We start from the raw sequence: 17,167 nt of genomic DNA, 5'->3' as shown, positions 1-17,167 counted from the left end.
ATACGGTAGCACAATAATAAAAAACTCCTTCGCGTAAAAGGAGTTCTTTTCATTGCTATATTAAAACATACTTGAGCTATGCATCGGTTGAAGTTTTGCATTTGGATCGAAGTAAGCTTTTGCATTGTTTACTGCTGTCGGTGCTTCGCCAAATCCACAAGCGATAAGTTTTACTTTTCCTTCATATGTACAAATGTCACCAGCAGCGTAAATGCCAGGAATATTCGTTTCCATTTTTGAATTCACAAGGATGCTATTTTTTTGTATATCTAAGCCCCAGTTTTTAATTGGACCAAGAGAAGAAACGAAGCCGTAGTTTACAATTACGTCATCAACATCGATGATAACTTTTTCTTCAGTTTTTACGTGCTGAAGAACGACTTGTTCAATTTTGTCATCACCAATGAGTTCAACTGGAACATACGGTGTACTTACTTCTGCACGAGAATTCATTAAGTTTTCGACGCTATGTTCATGTGCACGGAATTTATCACGGCGATGAACGATTGTAACTTTTTCAGCAATCGGTTCTAACATCATCGTCCAGTCTACTGCTGAGTCGCCACCGCCAAATACTACGACGCGCTTGCCAGCAAATTTATTCATATCATCAACGAAATAATGTAAGTTTTTCTTTTCGTATTTTGCTGTACCTTCTAATTCTAAGCGGCGTGGTTGGAAAGCACCATTGCCGGCAGTAATAATGACTGATTTAGAATAGTGAGTTTGTTTATTCGTAACAAGTTTAAATATACCATCAGCTTGTTTTTCAAGCGTATCAACCGCTTCTTCTAAGCAAATGGTTGGATCAAATTTCTTCATTTGCTCTTTTAAGTTATCAACTAATTCTTGTGCACGCACTTTTGGAAATCCAGCCACATCATAAATGTATTTTTCAGGGTAGAGTGCGGATAATTGTCCTCCAAGTTGAGGTAAGCTTTCAATGATTTTTACACTTGCTTGTCTCATACCGCCATAAAATGCTGTGAACAGTCCCGTTGGACCACCACCAATAATTGTTATGTCGTAAACTTTTTGATTTTCTGCCACTTTCATTCCCCCTATAGATGGAATTTTGATATTGATTTCATATATTGTTCATATGTACACGAAAATCCTGCAAATGATGACACTTTCAAATAAATGATAGCATATTTGAGTTCATAATACTTCTGAAAACGACTGAATTGTGTGTAAGTTTTCGCATAGGTTCCTTTTTATTGTATAAAATATGCAGAAAGGAAAATACATGAAAAAAAGGCTGAAAAACCCTTGAAAACGCTATGTTATTTTAAAATATTGATAATTCGCCAGATGCTTGAATTCTGGAATAAAACCGACTAATATAGGGAAGTATTATGTTAAATTTCTATGACAAAATTCGTACGATTTTTTGACTGCGTTTTGTTATGATATAGAATGTGATAAATTCCACATTCTTGACAAATAGAGTTTTTAGTACTTGGTATTATTTCTCATTACTATTATATAAAGAAAAGGGTTGTGATTTGGTGAAGACTCCAAAAATCGTAGTTTTAGGTGCAGGTTATGGCGGGATGATTACGACTGTTCGTCTGCAAAAAGCATTATCTGTAAATGAAGCTGAAATTACGTTAGTAAACAACAACAGCTATCACTACCAAGCGACTTGGTTACACGAGAGCGCAGCTGGTACATTACAAGATGAAAAAATCTGTCTAGATATTCAAGACGTTATTGATACAAATAAAGTGAACTTTGTACAAGACACAGTAGTAGAAATTAAAGCTGCTGAAAAACGCATTATCTTAAAAGACGGCGAGTTAGAGTATGACTACTTAGTAATCGGTCTTGGTTTCGAATCAGAAACATTCGGAATTACAGGATTAAAAGAGCATGCATTCTCAATCGCTAACATTAATGCAACTCGTGAAATTCGTGAGCATATGGAAGCTAGTTTCGCTAAATATGCAGATGAAAAGCGCGATGAGTTAGTAACAATCGTTGTTGGTGGTGCTGGATTTACTGGTATCGAGTACGTAGGTGAGCTTGCAAACCGTGTTCCTGAACTTTGTAAACAGTACAATGTACCACGTGAAAAAGCACGTATCATCTGTGTAGAAGCGGCTCCAACAGCACTTCCAGGTTTCGATCCAGCATTAGTAGAATACGCTGTAAAACAACTTGAGAAAAAAGGCGTAGAATTCCGCATAGGTACAGCAATTAAAGAAGCAACTGAAGAAGGAATTATCGTTGCAAATGGCGATGATACTGAATTAATTAAGTCTGAAACAGTAGTTTGGGCTGCAGGTGTTCGTGGTAATGGTATTGTGGAAGAGTCTGGATTTGAAGCAATGCGCGGACGTGTAAAAGTTGATGAGTACATGCACGCTCCAGGATACGAAGAGGTATTCATGGTTGGTGATGCAGCGTTAATCATTAACGAAGAAATTAACCGTCCATACCCACCAACAGCACAAATTGCAATTCAACAAGGTTACAACATTGCACACAACTTAACTGTATTAGTTCGTGGCAAGGGCGAAATGAAAAAATTCGCATTTGATAATAAAGGATCTGTATGTTCTTTAGGTCATGACGATGCAATGGGCGTTGTTATGGGTAAAAAGTTAACAGGTTGGAAAGCTTCCTTCATGAAAAAAGTAATCGATAACCGCTACCTATTCTTATTAGGTGGACCTTTATTAGTTCTTAAAAAAGGTAAATTAAAGTTCTTTTAATATATAGTAGAAAAAGCAGAAACGGCTAAGCGCTGTTTCTGCTTTTTTTTCGTATAATACATGTTTTCGATATAACAATAGAAAGATGGGGAAATGTTTTTTTTGAACATTGCCGTATCATGAAATGGATGAATCCAATGTTTTATTTTCTTCATAATTACATTCCTGTATCTTGATATTTTTTTGTTAACAGTATATCGACAAAATGGGTTTTTTCACTTTTTGAAAAAAGGAAATTTCACAGCAAATTAAAAAGTATAGTATAATATATAGAAAAGAAAGAATATTCTGTCCGTTCGGATGGAGGAGGATGCATCATGGGGAAGCGCGGGAAAGTATGGTTAGCTGTTAGTGGCCTAGTAGCTACAAAAGATGGCAGGTGGCTATTCGTTAAGAAGAAATACAGTGGGTTAAAAGGGAAATGGTCTTTACCGGCTGGTTTTGTAAATGAAGGTGAGACAGTTGATGAAGCTGTGAAACGCGAAGTGTTAGAAGAGACAGGCATTGTTGCTCATGTGAAGGGGATCATTGGTGTTCGATCGGGTGTTATTCGTGATGAAATTAGTGATAATATGATTATTTTCCTTTTGGAGCCTGAAGGAGAAAATATTATTGTACAGGAGAAAGAATTGTCTGAAGTGGCGTTCTTACATCCGGAGAAGATTGCGGACGATCCGAATACGTCTGTGCTTATTAAATATTTGTTAGAAGGAAGATCAGAACTACATCTTGAAGTGGACAAAACATTAAATCCAGGAGAACCATTTGGTTATACAGCTTATCACGTATTTACGGCATGTGCGAAGGAGAGGGAAAAAGAGTGAGTATACCGGTACTACTTATTTCAATGATGTTATTCTTTATTTTGTTCTTTGGAATTGGATTTTTACTCAACATGATTTTGCGAGCTACATGGGTAATGGTTATTGTGTATCCGATTGTTTGTATGCTTATTATTAATAAAGCGAGTATGTGGGATTATTTTTCAAAGCCGAAAGAGACATTTTCTTCATTTGGGACAAGTGTATCGCACTTAGGACAAGCAGACTTATTTATTCTATCTACTGGATTAGTAGGGGCTGCTTTAGCAGGAGTCGTGATTAAGAAACTTCGGAAAAGCGGATATCAAATGTTTTAATCTCCAATTCATTTGGAGATTATTTTTTGCATATTCCTTCATCGTATAGGGAATGATTAACGATGAAGGAGTGTGGAATATAAAAATGTTAAAACGATATTGTATTCGCATTATGATGACTTGTTTACTTGCAATTGCATTATGCGTAACATGGAATGCTTTCACAGGAGTTTCTCTATTAGAGATTGTAAAGAAATATGAGGGAACGAGTGCAAAAGAAGTACATGCAGCAGAAGTTAAGAGAAATGTTGCTCCGAGTAAAGAAGTGATAAATGCTTTAGAGCAGGCAAACGACTGGTCTAAATATCGTTCAATTGAAATGACTGCAACAGGTTATACATCGGGGATTGAGTCAACTGGTAAGAGGCCAGGGCATCCAGAGTATGGTATTACATATTCAGGTGTTAAAGTAAAAAGGGATTTATATTCCACAATTGCTGCGGACTTACGCGTATTCCCGATTGGAACGATTCTCTTCGTGCCAGGTTACGGGTATGGTGTAGTAGCTGATAAGGGCGGTGCAATAAAAGGAAACCGTCTTGATCTATATTATGATACGGTGAAAGATGTTTATAGCCAATGGGGTAAGAAAAAAGTAAATGTGTATGTAGTAAAAGTAGGAAATGGTAAGTTTACAGAAGAAGAGTTAACGATGTTAAATCAAGACGAAACGATGCAAGTGTTTCGTGGTCAATATTTAAAACAAAGATAGTCTAGTCGTAATTACGCTAGACTTTTTTTCTTGGCTTATTTCATAACAGAGGAGATTTTACACGTCATATAACTGTAGTTAGAATTATCGCATTTTATCGAAAATAAAGTTATAATGGTGGTAGAGAAATTTAGGGGGTCTGAACATGTTTCAAGTACAAAAAGAATTAGCAGGTCATGAAGTAGTGATTGTTGCTCTATTTGAAGAAGAGAAAATGAGTAGTTTTGTACAAGAACTGGACAAAGCGTTTGAAGGACAATTACAAGTTTTACTAGAAGAGAAAGAATTATCTACGAAGAAAAAGGCCATTTCGAAAGTACATAGCTTAGGAAAAACAAATGTGAAACGTTATTACTTTGTTGGTTTAGGAAAGAAAGAGTCTTACACGACAGAAACGTTACGTGCGGCTCTTGGAAAAGCGTTTAAAACATTACAAGTAGCAAAAGTACAAGATGCAGCAATCTTACTTGATTCTTTCGTAACAGAGAAATTAGACGCGATTGATGTCGCTCATATTGCAGCAGAGGTACAAGGCCTTGGTACATATGAGTTACAAACGTATAAATCAGATAAAAAGGATCGTGTAGAGTTAGAGAAGTTCACGGCTATTACAGCGGAAGATGCACAAGAAATTGAAGCCGCATTAACAGTTGGCTACGTACATGGACGTGCAACAAATTCGGCTCGTACACTTGTAAATATGCCGCCAAACGTATTAACAGCGACAAAGCTTGCTGAGTATGCTGTTGAGTTAGCGGAGAAGTATGATATGGACTATAAAGTTCTTGAGAAAGAAGAGATGGAAGATCTTGGTATGGGTGCGTTACTTGCAGTAAACCAAGGTAGTACAGAGCCGCCAAAAATGATTGCTCTTATTTATAAAGGAAAAGAAGAGTGGACGGATGTCATTGGATTCGTTGGAAAAGGTATTACATACGATACAGGTGGTTATTCTTTAAAACCACGTGAAGGCATGGTTGGTATGAAAGGTGATATGGGCGGTGCAGCTGCTGTATTAGGTGCGATGGAAATTATCGGAGAACTGCGCCCAGAACAAAATGTGATCGCTGTTATTCCTTCAACTGATAACGTTGTAAGTGGTACGGCATTTAAGCCAGACGATGTAATCAAATCTATGAGCGGAAAGACAATTGAAGTATTAAATACGGATGCAGAAGGTCGTCTAGCTTTAGCTGACGGTATTACGTATGCGAAAAAACTTGGTGCAAACTATCTTGTTGATGTTGCAACATTAACAGGCGGTGTAATTGTTGCACTTGGAAACTATACGACAGGCGCAATGACAAATAATGAAGAGTTATTTGAGCAAGTGCTAGAGGCTTCTATGGAAACAGATGAGCCAATTTGGCAACTACCGATTTTTGATCGTGATAAAGAACGTGTGAGAAACAGTAAGTTTGCTGATTTAAATAACTCACCAGGCCGTGAAGGACATGCGGTTATGGCAGGTACATTCCTAGGCGAATTCGCTGAAGATACACCGTGGGTACACTTAGATATCGCTGGAACATCAGAAACAAAAGGCGCGCACGACTTAGGTCCAGCTGGAGCAACTGGTGCAATGGTACGTACACTTGCAACACTTGTGGAGCGTTTCGGAGAAGAATAAGAGTATAAGTGAAGACTGTTCCAATATTTTGGAACAGTCTTCTTTTTTATAGGTTTGTTTATCCAGCTATTTGCCGGGCAGTAAGACCCTCAATTCAAAATTCAGCGGAAGCAAAGAAGTTAAGTGTGGATTGAGCTGCTCGTAAACGCTTGATTGGTGAGGGCTGATTAAAGTTTCACTTTATAAAGAAATCGTATACAAAATCCCATTTAAGGCAAAAGAAGTACGGCCCGTTTCTTCAGAGACAACTAATATAAGTGCATCACTCTTTTCTGATAAGCCAATTGCAGCTCTGTGACGTGTTCCCAGCTCAGGATCAACTTCTGTACTTTTCGTTAAAGGAAGAATATTAGCAGCTGAGACAATATGATTATTTTTTACCAGAACGGCACCGTCATGAAGAGGGTTACCTGGATAAAATATTGATTCGAGTAATGGTGCAGTTAAATGAGCGTTTAATGTCGTTCCAGTTTGAATGAAAGCTTCAAGCGTCTCGTTTCGTTCTACAACGATAAGAGCACCATGTTTTCTGGCGCTTAAATGTTGGATAGCTGTTGTAATAAAAGATGAACTTTCCGTATAAGGTGATAAATATGCTTGAATATAGTATGTAGCTGCCAATGTTTGTACATTTGCCAACATATGATGAATATCTTCCATTTTGCATAAAATGCATTCATCTTCTTTATCGATTGCGTTCCTCATAATCGATAGTTCTCTTTCAGCAATTTCAATCATTTGTTTTGTTTGTATTTTGAGCTCTTCTGACAAGCCCCATTCGTGCATAATCCTCATTCCCTTTAGTGGAGTATTTAACAATAGTGTATACAAATATTCCTAGTAAAATCCTGCTAGATTTTATAAAATATTGAGATACAGCATGTTTTTTTCATATAATAAAGGTATGACGAGCGAGAGGAGAGAGAAGAATGAATTGGAAACAAGAATTTAGTCGCTGGCTTTCTTACGCACAATTAGATGCAGAATTAAAAGAACAGCTAGAAAACATGAAGCAAGATGAGAAGAAAATCGAGGATAGCTTTTATAAAAATCTAGAGTTCGGCACAGGTGGTATGCGTGGTGAACTTGGTGCTGGTACGAACCGTTTAAACGTATATACAGTTCGTAAAGCAACAAAAGGATTAGCAAGCTTTATTGAAAAGTTAGGTGAGGAAGCGAAAAAACGAGGTGTTGTTGTAGCCTATGATTCTCGTCATAAATCACCTGAGTTTGCAATGGAAGTCGCTGCTACACTTGGTGCACGTGGTATCACAACATATGTGTTTGAAAGCTTACGTCCAACGCCAGTACTTTCTTTCGCAGTTCGTCATTTACATACAGTAAGTGGAATCGTTCTTACGGCAAGCCATAATCCGCCTGAATATAACGGATACAAAGTATACGGTGAAGATGGTGGACAGTTGCCGCCAAAAGAAGCGGATGAGTTAATAAGCTACGTAGATGCAATAGAAGATGAATTAACAGTTGAAGTCGCTGATGTAGAGCAATTAAAAGCTGACGGTTTATTACATATTATTGGACAAGAAGTAGATGATGCATATGCTGCAGAATTGAACAATGTCATCATTAATAAAGAAATGGTGGAAAAGGCCGGCAAAGACTTAAAAATCGTCTTTACACCATTACACGGAACATCAAATATTTCTGTACGCCGTGGTTTAAAAGAAGTTGGATTTACAGATGTAACAGTTGTAAAAGAGCAAGAGTTACCAGATCCAAACTTCTCTACAGTAAAATCACCGAACCCAGAAGAGCATGCAGCATTTGAGTATGCTATTCGTGACGGTGAAAAGGTAGGCGCAGATGTATTAATCGCAACTGATCCTGACGCAGATCGTCTAGGTGTAGCAGTCCGCAATCATAATGGTGAGTTCCAAGTATTAACAGGAAACCAAACAGGTGCTTTAATGCTTGATTACTTATTATCTCAAAAGAAAGAAAACGGAACGCTTCCAGAGAACGGTGTCGTATTAAAAACAATCGTAACGTCTGAAATTGGTCGTACAATTGCAAAAGCATATGGTTTAGATACAGTTGATACGTTAACTGGATTTAAATTTATCGGTGAGAAAATTAGACAGTATGAAGAAAGCGGACAATACGAATTCCAATTCGGTTATGAGGAAAGCTATGGTTATTTAATCCGTCCATTCTGCCGTGATAAAGATGCAGTACAATCTGTCCTATTTGCATGTGAAGTAGCTGCATACTACAAATCACAAGGGAAAACGTTATATGATGGTCTATTAGAAGTATTTGAGAAGTACGGTTTCTTCCGTGAAGACCTTGTATCGTTAACGTTAAAAGGAAAAGATGGAGCGGAACAAATCCAAGAGATGATGGCGACGTTCCGTGAGAATCCTCCAAAAGAAGTAGCAGGCTTAACAGTCGTAGCAGTTGAAGATTATAAAGCAAGCATCGTTACATCTTTACAAGATGGACATAAAGAAGAGATTCACTTACCGAAATCAAATGTGTTAAAATATCAATTAGAAGATGGTTCATGGTTCTGCCTACGTCCATCTGGAACTGAACCGAAGATTAAGTTCTACTTCGGTGTACAAGATAGTTCTTTACAAAATAGTGAACAAAAGTTACTTACTATTAAAGAAGACATTATGAATCGTTTATAATACAAAGTAATTTTAAGTAGTAAGGAACAAAAGGGAGCGAAATCTCCCTTTTGTTTTATGTAGGAAATGATTGCTATTAATTCCGACAGGAGAGAGGGTATTTTGTGATGAAAAAAGTAAGAAAAGCGATAATCCCAGCAGCTGGATTAGGAACACGTTTTTTACCAGCAACGAAAGCAATGCCGAAAGAAATGTTACCGATAGTAGATAAACCAACGATTCAATACATTGTAGAAGAAGCAGTGAAATCGGGAATCGAAGATATTATTATCGTTACTGGTAAAACAAAGCGCTCTATCGAAGATCATTTTGATAACGCATTTGAACTAGAACAAAACTTATTAGAGAAGAAAAAATATGAGTTGCTTGAAAAAGTACAAGCTTCTTCAAAAATGGTAGATATTCATTACATCCGTCAAAAAGAGCCGAAGGGACTAGGACATGCTGTTTGGTGTGCACGTAAATTCATTGGTGATGAGCCATTTGCAGTGTTACTAGGTGATGATATTGTCCAAGCTGAGAAACCATGTTTACGTCAATTAATGGATGAGTATGAAAAAACACTTTCTTCTGTTATTGGTGTACAAACTGTTCCAGAAACAGAAACACACCGTTACGGAATTATCGATCCATTAGAACAAGAAGGTCGTCGTTACCAAGTTCGCAATTTCGTTGAGAAACCAGCACAAGGTACAGCACCTTCAAACTTAGCGATTATGGGCCGTTACATTTTAACGCCTGAAATCTTTATGTTCTTAGAACAGCAACATGTCGGTGCTGGCGGTGAAATTCAGTTAACAGATGCAATCCAAAGCTTAAATGAAATCCAACGTGTATTTGCTTACGATTTCGAAGGAAAGCGCTACGATGTAGGTGAAAAGCTAGGATTCGTTCAAACGACAATCGAAATGGCTCTGCAACACCCAGAATTACGTGATGACATGGTTGCGATGATGAAGAAAATTTTAGAAGAACAAGCGAACCAAGAGTCTTAATAAAAAAAATGAGTTATTTCAGTATACTGAAATAACTCATTTTTTTATTAGGAAATCGTCGAATGAGAATGCTGATAAGCAGAACGACGCACAGCATAGTATATGCGAGGTGCGATAATAGCACCGATAATTGTAAATGCAATATCTTTTACTGCGAACCACATCATAATCATCCAAGCAGCTTTATAACTCATATTACCGCCCATAAAGAGATTGACTGCCCCGTACATGTAAGTAGTACCGATTATATAAGTTAAAATAATTCCTGTGAAAGAGGCAATAGCAAATGTAATGAATGTTGGTCTTTCTTTTTGTTCTACTAGTTTTCCCGATACGTAAGCAACGATAATAAATGCGATAATAAAACCACCAGTAGGATCTAAAAGTGCTCCAAATCCAGCTTTGAAGTTAGCAAAGATTGGTGCACCGGCTACGCCAACGAGCATATATACAGTCATGGATAAGGCACCAAGTCTACTTCCAAGAAGAAGACCTGCTAAAATTGCGAAAAATGGTTGCATAGATAATGGGATGCCCGCTACTTGCAGGAATGGTGCCCAAGATACAATATTTGCACCAATGGCCATAAGAGCGACGAACATGGCAGCTAATGCTAAATCTAAAACATGAAATCTTCTCATAATGTTAACCTCCTGTTGTTTTTAGGTTAACATTATCGTAGCGAAAATATTTACTTGTTGTCAATCAAAATATTTTGATAAGAAGGCTTCAAATAGTCTCTTAGCAACGTATATGGAATACGAAATTGCGGAATTCCACTTGAATACGGAGCAATCTCATATAAAGGGAAATAAATGACGAGATTGTCTGGCTCTAAAAAGAAGTGAAACTTTTTCATACTCATTACCTTTTCAGTTGCATCAGGAAAATAAATATTTTCATTTTGTTTAATTTGTCTTACAATCTCTGCACGGATTACATCTTTATATTTATCTTTTTGTTGAAATAAATCGTCTAAGTGCAGTAGCTTTTTTTCGTTTAAATCAAATGTATTTGCCTTCCACGTATAAAGACCATGTGCTCCGCCAGTATATTGATAGTAATTCACATATAGGCTAAGAAAAGGTGGTTTGTTTAATGAGACTTTATAATCGACATTTGCTACGTACGGATGAAATGGTGTACTAGATCCTTCTGTTTCTTTATAATATTTTTTTGCTTCTTTTTCTAATTTGTTTTTAAACTTGTCAGTGGATTTTTTGTAGTATAAATTGAGCTTATTTTGAAATTTAGAGTCAGAAAAGTTGTGAAAAGAAGGCCTATTTATTTGATATTCTATATAAGGTTTCTTACCTTTTTGCGTTACAGTCTTAACATCGATTGTCAGGTTAGATGCTTTGGCTGTTATTGCACAATTTGGTACAATAGTCAGCAAGGAGAACATAAGCAGTAATATACAAAATTTCTGTTTCATTTAGGTGAAGCCTCCTTATATAAGTGTTATAAGTAGTTTGAAAATAAATAGGTAAAATTATACATTTAATTAAAGTATGAGAAGGGGGAAGCGATATGGCAAAAACTTTAATGGATTCACTTGGAATTGAGTTGTTAGAGATGACAGAAGATAAGGTGGTTGCTACGATGCCTGTTGATGAGCGTACGCATCAGCCGTTTGGATTTTTGCATGGTGGTGCATCGGTTGCATTAGCAGAAACAGTGGCAAGTGTTGGTTCATATAATTTAATTGATCAAGAAAAATGTATTTGTTTCGGATTAGAAATTAATGCAAACCACATTCGCTCAAAGAAAGATGGAATTGTAACAGCGATTGGGACACCGATACATAGAGGACAATCGACAATGGTTTGGGATGTTCGCATTATTGATGAAAATGATGATTTACTATGTATATCAAGATGTACAGTAGCAATTAAAGAAAAACGTGAAAATTAAAAAAGAGGCGCTCTTATGAGCAGCCTCTTTTTCTTATAATTAGAACTGGATTTTCTTCTCTAAGAAACCTTTTAGTTCGCTAATTGGCATACGAACTTGTTCCATTGTGTCACGGTCACGTACTGTAACAGCTTTGTCTTCAACTGAGTCGAAGTCGTATGTGATACAGAATGGTGTACCGATTTCGTCTTGACGACGGTAACGTTTACCGATAGAACCAGTTTCATCAAAGTCTACCATGAAGTCTTTAGCTAATTCTGCGAATACTTCAGTAGCACCTTCAGATAGCTTTTTAGATAATGGTAAGATAGCTGCTTTGTATGGTGCTAAAGCAGGGTGGAAACGAAGAACTGTACGAGAATCGTTTTCTAATTGCTCTTCTTCATATGCATCACATAAGAATGCTAATGTTACGCGGTCTGCGCCTAAAGATGGCTCGATACAGTATGGTACGTAACGCTCATTCGTTTGTGGATCGATATAATTAAAGTCTTCGTTTGAGTGTTCCATGTGACGTTTTAAGTCGAAGTCTGTACGAGATGCAACGCCCCAAAGTTCGCCCCAACCGAATGGGAATTTGAATTCAATGTCAGTTGTTGCATTACTGTAGTGAGATAACTCTTCTTTACCGTGGTCACGAAGACGCATGCTCTCTTCAGTCATACCAAGTGAAAGTAACCAGTTTTTACAAGTTTCACGCCAGAATGCGAACCACTCTAAATCTTCACCAGGCTTACAGAAGAATTCAAGTTCCATTTGTTCGAATTCACGTGTACGGAATGTGAAGTTACCAGGTGTGATTTCGTTACGGAAACTCTTACCGATTTGGCCAATACCAAATGGAAGCTTTTTACGCATAGAGCGTTGAACGTTTTTGAAGTTTACGAAAATACCTTGTGCTGTTTCAGGACGAAGGAAGATTTCGTTTGTGCTAGACTCTGTAACACCTTGGAATGTTTTGAACATTAAGTTGAACTGACGGATTTCAGTGAATTCTTCACTACCGCAATCAGGACATTTTACTTCATGTTCTTTCATTAAGTCAGCCATTTGGTCGAAAGTAAGACCGTCAACAACCATTTCGATGCCTTTTGCATCTAAAGCATCCTCAATTAATTTGTCAGCACGGTGACGAGCTTTACATTTTTTACAGTCGATCATTGGATCGTTGAAGTTACCAACATGACCAGAAGCGATCCAAGTTTTAGGGTTCATTAAAATAGCTGCGTCTAAACCAACGTTGTGTGGAGATTCTTGAATGAATTTTTTCCACCAAGCTTTTTTAACGTTATTTTTTAATTCGATTCCAAGTGGACCGTAATCCCAAGTGTTTGCAAGACCACCGTAAATTTCAGAACCAGGGAAAACAAAACCGCGATGTTTCGCTAAGTTTACAACTTGTTCCATTGAATACATAAGAAAATCCTCCTTTTGAAAGTTAACGTATTGGCGATGACATACTCTGATACTTTGGAAACGAGCAGTATATGCTAAAAAGAACATAAAAAAACGCTCATCCCAAGGCTTATTTGCCTAGGGACGAGCGTTTGCCCGCGGTTCCACCCTAGTTGATACACAAAAGGTGCATCCACTTTATCATGTATTGCTCGGGACTGCCGTTTCCTTGCGGCTTCAGGCTTTCACTATCCCTGAATCGCTTTTTATGCAAGTACTTATAAGTCCGTCATCGCTACTTATATTAATAATAATGAACATATTCTAACACGTTCTTTTTTAAATCTCAATAGAGGAACGCGTCTATCTATGATAGAGTCTCACCTATTTTTTCATTATTTATTCCGTAATTTTGTTTAATATGCTTAATTGCTTCACGCTTACTTAATGGAGCGAGTTCATTGTTTTGCACGTATTCCCAAACTACATCCGGATTTGTTTTTGCATATTCACGAAGGACCCAGCCAATCGCTTTTTGAATGAAAAATTCTTTTGAAGAATGTAGTTGTCCAATAATCCAGAAAAGAAGTTCTTCATCCATCTTTTGTTTATATTTCAGTTGGAATAAAATAGCGGCACGTTGTAACCATATGTTATCTGATGCAATCCATTTTGGAATATACGCAGAAATCAATTCTGGGTGTTTTAAAAAGATAGTACCTAAGAATGTAGGGACGATGCTATCGACAGAGTCCCACCAAGATTTTGTGACAATAAGTTCTTCTAAGAAGGGGATATGAGTTTCGTTTATATGCTTTTTATATTTTTGCATAATATCAAGTGCGGCCGCTTGGAATTCACGTTCTGGTAAGTCCCACAGCTCACGTACGATAATTTGAAAGTCTTTTTTATCTGGGAGAGTATGTATTTGAATGACGTCTTTTAACAATTGGCGTCTTTCCGGTGTTTGAATACCTAGAAATGGGAAGTGATTTTTCATATAACGAGCCATAGGTTCTGCTTTTTCAGGATTTTGATGAGCTGTAAAATGCTCTTGTAATGCTTTTACAAATGGATGCATATGTGTTTCTCCTCTCTTATTCTCTTTCTTCTCTTATTATACAAAGAGTTTGGATAAATTTTAAAACATAACTTGCAATGTAATGAAATATGTTGAAAGTAGAGAGGAGAGGATAAGATGGAGGATCAAGGCGTACTAGCAGGTTTCTTTGCTCTTAGTTTTGCGTTTATTCTTGTTGTATTGATTTGGGCAATTATTGCGTATTTATTAACGGCTTTTGCACTGTATACGATGGCGAAAAATGATGGTGCAACGGATGGTGCTCTTGCGTTTATTCCTTTTTTAAATAGTAAGATATGGGGTGATTTAGCAAAAGACAAATTACCGGATTTCTTAAAAGAAGAAGCGGGATGGAAAGTATTCGGCATATATGTCGCGTGTTTCATTTTTAACTTCGTACCAATTCTATATTTATTAGCAACAGCTGTATCGATTGTGCTGTCTATTTATCTTATCTACGCAATTTTAGATAGATACGGAACGAATTCTATATTGTTTACGATTATTCATACAATCACATTTTCGGTTTTCTTACCGATTCATTTATTTATTATTCGAAATGAACCGGTGAGATATAAAGAGTAGATTTTTCGTTTCTGTTGATAAGTCGATATATTTTAGATATAAGTAAAAAAGCGCCCTGATTATCAGGGCGCTTTTTCTACTACATAAGGTAGCGTAAATAAATATAAATGTGAGAAATGATTAATGAAACGATCATAATTGGGAAACCGACTTTTAGGAATTCCATGTAACTAAATTTATGCCCTTCGCGGCTCGCGATACCTGCAACGATTACGTTAGCAGAAGCTCCGATTAATGTTCCGTTTCCGCCGAGACAAGCACCTAGTGCTAATGCCCACCATAATACATCGATTTGTGCGTCAGATGGTGATAAGCCTAGCCCAACTGCCATATCGTTAATAAGTGGAATCATTGTTGCGACGAATGGGATGTTATCAATTGTTGCAGAGGCGATACCAGATACCCATAAAATAAGGATGGATGCGTAAGAAATATCTCCGCCTGTTATACCAATTACTTTTTGAGCTAACATTTTGATAAGACCGATATCGATAAGTCCTCCAACAAGTACGAATAGCCCTGCGAAGAAGAAGATTGTTACCCACTCTACGCTTGCAAATACTTCTTCAATTTCATGCTCTTTCACACCAATTAACATAAGTACAGTAGCACCAGTTAAGGCAATGATAGCCGCATCAATATGGAAAATAGAATGAGTCATGAAACCTACAATTGTAAGTCCAAGTACCGTTAAAGATTTTTTCATTAATACTGGATCTTTAATGTATTGTTTTTCATCTAAGCTCATTAATTTTTTGACTTGTACAGGATCGGCAATTAATTGTTTGCGGTACATGAAGTAAAGTATTGTTGCTGTAACTCCAATAATAATAATTACGATTGGTGCTAGATTCAATAGGAAAGCATTGAAGTCTAAATGTTTATTGGCAGAACCAATCATAATGTTAGGTGGATCACCAATTAATGTTGCAGTTCCCCCAATGTTTGAGAAAATAATTTCAGAAAGTAAATAAGGAACAGGATTTACTTGCAGTATGCGCGTAATAGATAAAGTAACTGGAACAACAAGAAGTACAGTTGTAACGTTATCTAAAAATGCGGAGCCAAGCGCAGTAAGTAGGGAAAGGGAAATTAAAATTTTAATTGGATTTCCTTGTGCCCCTTTTGCTGCTTTAATGGCAACGTATTGGAAAACACCTGATTTACTCGTAATGTTCACCAAAATCATCATACCGATGAGTAGCGTAATCGTTCCCCATTCAATATGTTTCGTAAAGGCGTTATGTAAATCGACGACCCCCACAATTACCATGAGTGCTGCACCAAGAAGTGCGATGACAGCGCGATTAATTTTTTCAGAAATAATAATGGCATATGTAATTAAAAAGACTGCGATAGCAAAATAATACTGCCAGTTAGCGAGTTCTTGCGTTGTTTCGTGCAAAAATCTCATCTCCTTTCATTCATTTTTCTTAGTGTGTCAAATATTAACTAGATGAAACACACATAACGTCATTATAAAGTAGAAAAACTGCGGATGTAAATGAAAGGAGGGATTTTGTCATATTTTCTGCATAGGTCATTTTTTCTTATTTTTTAAAATATTTGTGGGCATTTGACATATATATAAGATACATCCAATCTGAATATTTAAAATGGAATTAGCATTCGAGCTTGTTCGTGTAGGAGTGTCAAATAGAAAGGAATGACAAAAATGATAAGGAAGGGATCGTATGGATGAACAACGATTTTTATTTTTAGACTTTGAGTTTACGATGCCCCAGCATAGAAAGAAACCGAAAGGATTTTTTCCGGAAATTATTGAGGTAGGACTCGTTTCAGTTGCTGGCTGTAAGGTGGAAGATACGTATTCATCACATGTCAGGCCGAAAACATTTCCCTCTTTAACGGATCGGTGTAAGAAGTTTTTAGGAATAAAACAAGAAGTCGTGGATAAAGGGATTTCATTTCCTGAACTCGTTAAGAAGCTTTCAGAATACGAAACGAAATGTAAACCGACAATTGTAACGTGGGGAAATATGGATATGAAAGTGCTGAAGCATAATTGTGAAATGGCAGGGATAGCTTTTCCGTTCTTCGGACAGTGTCGTGATTTATCGCTTGAGTATAAGAAGTTTTTTGGAGAAAGAAATCAAACAGGATTATGGAAAGCAATTGAGGCGTATGGAAAAGTAGGGACAGGGAAGCATCATTGTGCGCTTGATGATGCAATGACGACGTACAATATTTTTAAACTAGTAGAAAAAGATAAAGAGTATTTAGTAAAACCAGCACCTCCAACATTAGGAGAACTTGTTGATTTTTCAAAAGTGTTAAAGAAAGTGAGTACACAGTAACGACCAAATTGCACATTATGTAATT

The 17,167-nt window shown here is 37.0% G+C and carries 17 protein-coding genes; 10 read left to right on the top strand and 7 right to left on the bottom strand.

Features of this window, described 5'->3' with window-relative positions; genetic code table 11:
* Nucleotides 1–60: 60 nt before the first annotated feature.
* Nucleotides 61–1,050: an NAD(P)/FAD-dependent oxidoreductase gene (locus tag MHI26_RS25385; RefSeq protein WP_000829773.1), complete on the bottom strand. Its 990-nt coding sequence runs from the start codon at nt 1,048–1,050 to the stop codon at nt 61–63.
* Between the two features lie 461 nt (nt 1,051–1,511).
* On the opposite strand from MHI26_RS25385, the gene MHI26_RS25380 reads away from it, so the two are divergent.
* From MHI26_RS25380 to pepA, 5 genes are all read left to right on the top strand, one after another.
* Nucleotides 1,512–2,720 (top strand): NAD(P)/FAD-dependent oxidoreductase, encoded by a 1,209-nt coding sequence (locus MHI26_RS25380; protein WP_000856602.1) that lies wholly within the window; start codon nt 1,512–1,514, stop codon nt 2,718–2,720.
* Between the two features lie 317 nt (nt 2,721–3,037).
* Nucleotides 3,038–3,544 (top strand): NUDIX hydrolase, encoded by a 507-nt coding sequence (locus tag MHI26_RS25375; RefSeq protein WP_000517994.1) that lies wholly within the window; start codon nt 3,038–3,040, stop codon nt 3,542–3,544.
* Entirely contained in the window at nt 3,541–3,858 is a 318-nt protein-coding gene (locus MHI26_RS25370; RefSeq protein WP_000027012.1) for a YuiB family protein, read from the top strand. Before MHI26_RS25375 ends, MHI26_RS25370 begins: the two co-directional genes overlap by 4 nt.
* An 85-nt stretch (nt 3,859–3,943) precedes the next feature.
* Nucleotides 3,944–4,570, top strand: a complete 627-nt coding sequence (locus tag MHI26_RS25365) for a 3D domain-containing protein (RefSeq protein ID WP_000920103.1) — start codon at nt 3,944–3,946, stop codon at nt 4,568–4,570.
* A gap of 145 nt (nt 4,571–4,715) precedes the next feature.
* A complete protein-coding gene (gene pepA, locus MHI26_RS25360; protein WP_061666009.1) occupies nt 4,716–6,200 on the top strand; it encodes a cytosol aminopeptidase in 1,485 nt (494 codons plus the stop codon).
* Nucleotides 6,201–6,380: 180 nt separating this feature from the next.
* Here pepA and cdaS read toward each other — a convergent pair whose 3' ends face one another.
* Nucleotides 6,381–6,986: a sporulation-specific diadenylate cyclase CdaS gene (cdaS, locus tag MHI26_RS25355; RefSeq protein WP_000545255.1), complete on the bottom strand. Its 606-nt coding sequence runs from the start codon at nt 6,984–6,986 to the stop codon at nt 6,381–6,383.
* A 143-nt stretch (nt 6,987–7,129) separates the two neighbouring features.
* On the opposite strand from cdaS, the gene MHI26_RS25350 reads away from it, so the two are divergent.
* Nucleotides 7,130–8,854 carry a phospho-sugar mutase gene (locus MHI26_RS25350; RefSeq protein ID WP_001104215.1) on the top strand — a complete coding sequence of 575 codons (1,725 nt, stop codon included), beginning with the start codon at nt 7,130–7,132 and terminating at the stop codon, nt 8,852–8,854.
* A 107-nt stretch (nt 8,855–8,961) separates the two neighbouring features.
* A complete protein-coding gene (gene galU / locus MHI26_RS25345) occupies nt 8,962–9,849 on the top strand; it encodes a UTP--glucose-1-phosphate uridylyltransferase GalU (protein WP_000757823.1) in 888 nt (295 codons plus the stop codon).
* A gap of 47 nt (nt 9,850–9,896) precedes the next feature.
* On the opposite strand, the gene MHI26_RS25340 is transcribed toward galU, so the two are convergent.
* Together MHI26_RS25340 and MHI26_RS25335 are read right to left on the bottom strand one after the other, a co-directional pair.
* Nucleotides 9,897–10,490 (bottom strand): biotin transporter BioY, encoded by a 594-nt coding sequence (locus MHI26_RS25340; protein WP_001252163.1) that lies wholly within the window; start codon nt 10,488–10,490, stop codon nt 9,897–9,899.
* A gap of 50 nt (nt 10,491–10,540) precedes the next feature.
* Entirely contained in the window at nt 10,541–11,284 is a 744-nt protein-coding gene (locus MHI26_RS25335) for a DUF3298 and DUF4163 domain-containing protein (RefSeq protein ID WP_061666008.1), read from the bottom strand.
* A 95-nt stretch (nt 11,285–11,379) separates the two neighbouring features.
* Between MHI26_RS25335 and MHI26_RS25330 the strand changes: the two genes are divergently transcribed.
* Nucleotides 11,380–11,763 (top strand): hotdog fold thioesterase, encoded by a 384-nt coding sequence (locus tag MHI26_RS25330; RefSeq protein ID WP_001140613.1) that lies wholly within the window; start codon nt 11,380–11,382, stop codon nt 11,761–11,763.
* A 39-nt stretch (nt 11,764–11,802) separates the two neighbouring features.
* Here the strand turns inward: MHI26_RS25330 and MHI26_RS25325 are convergent, their stop codons facing one another.
* Nucleotides 11,803–13,179 carry a glycine--tRNA ligase gene (locus tag MHI26_RS25325; protein WP_061666007.1) on the bottom strand — a complete coding sequence of 459 codons (1,377 nt, stop codon included), beginning with the start codon at nt 13,177–13,179 and terminating at the stop codon, nt 11,803–11,805.
* Nucleotides 13,180–13,525: 346 nt separating this feature from the next.
* Nucleotides 13,526–14,239, bottom strand: a complete 714-nt coding sequence (locus MHI26_RS25320) for a DNA alkylation repair protein (protein ID WP_000553314.1) — start codon at nt 14,237–14,239, stop codon at nt 13,526–13,528.
* Between the two features lie 117 nt (nt 14,240–14,356).
* Between MHI26_RS25320 and MHI26_RS25315 the strand changes: the two genes are divergently transcribed.
* A complete protein-coding gene (locus MHI26_RS25315; RefSeq protein WP_000390065.1) occupies nt 14,357–14,824 on the top strand; it encodes a hypothetical protein in 468 nt (155 codons plus the stop codon).
* Nucleotides 14,825–14,903: 79 nt separating this feature from the next.
* On the opposite strand, the gene MHI26_RS25310 is transcribed toward MHI26_RS25315, so the two are convergent.
* The gene (locus MHI26_RS25310) at nt 14,904–16,229 is read right to left on the bottom strand and encodes an ArsB/NhaD family transporter (protein ID WP_000545234.1); all 1,326 of its coding nucleotides are present in this window, start codon (nt 16,227–16,229) and stop codon (nt 14,904–14,906) included.
* A 289-nt stretch (nt 16,230–16,518) separates the two neighbouring features.
* Between MHI26_RS25310 and kapD the strand changes: the two genes are divergently transcribed.
* On the top strand, nt 16,519–17,142 hold the full coding sequence (gene kapD / locus MHI26_RS25305) for a 3'-5' exonuclease KapD (protein WP_000344358.1): 624 nt from the start codon (nt 16,519–16,521) through the stop codon (nt 17,140–17,142).
* The last annotated feature ends 25 nt before the right edge of the window (nt 17,143–17,167 follow it).

It is taken from the genome of Bacillus sp. FSL K6-1218 (genome assembly GCF_038006445.1).
GTDB classification, from domain to species: Bacteria; Bacillota; Bacilli; order Bacillales; family Bacillaceae_G; genus Bacillus_A; species Bacillus_A thuringiensis_S.
This window is presented reverse-complemented; position numbering and strand designations above follow the sequence as displayed.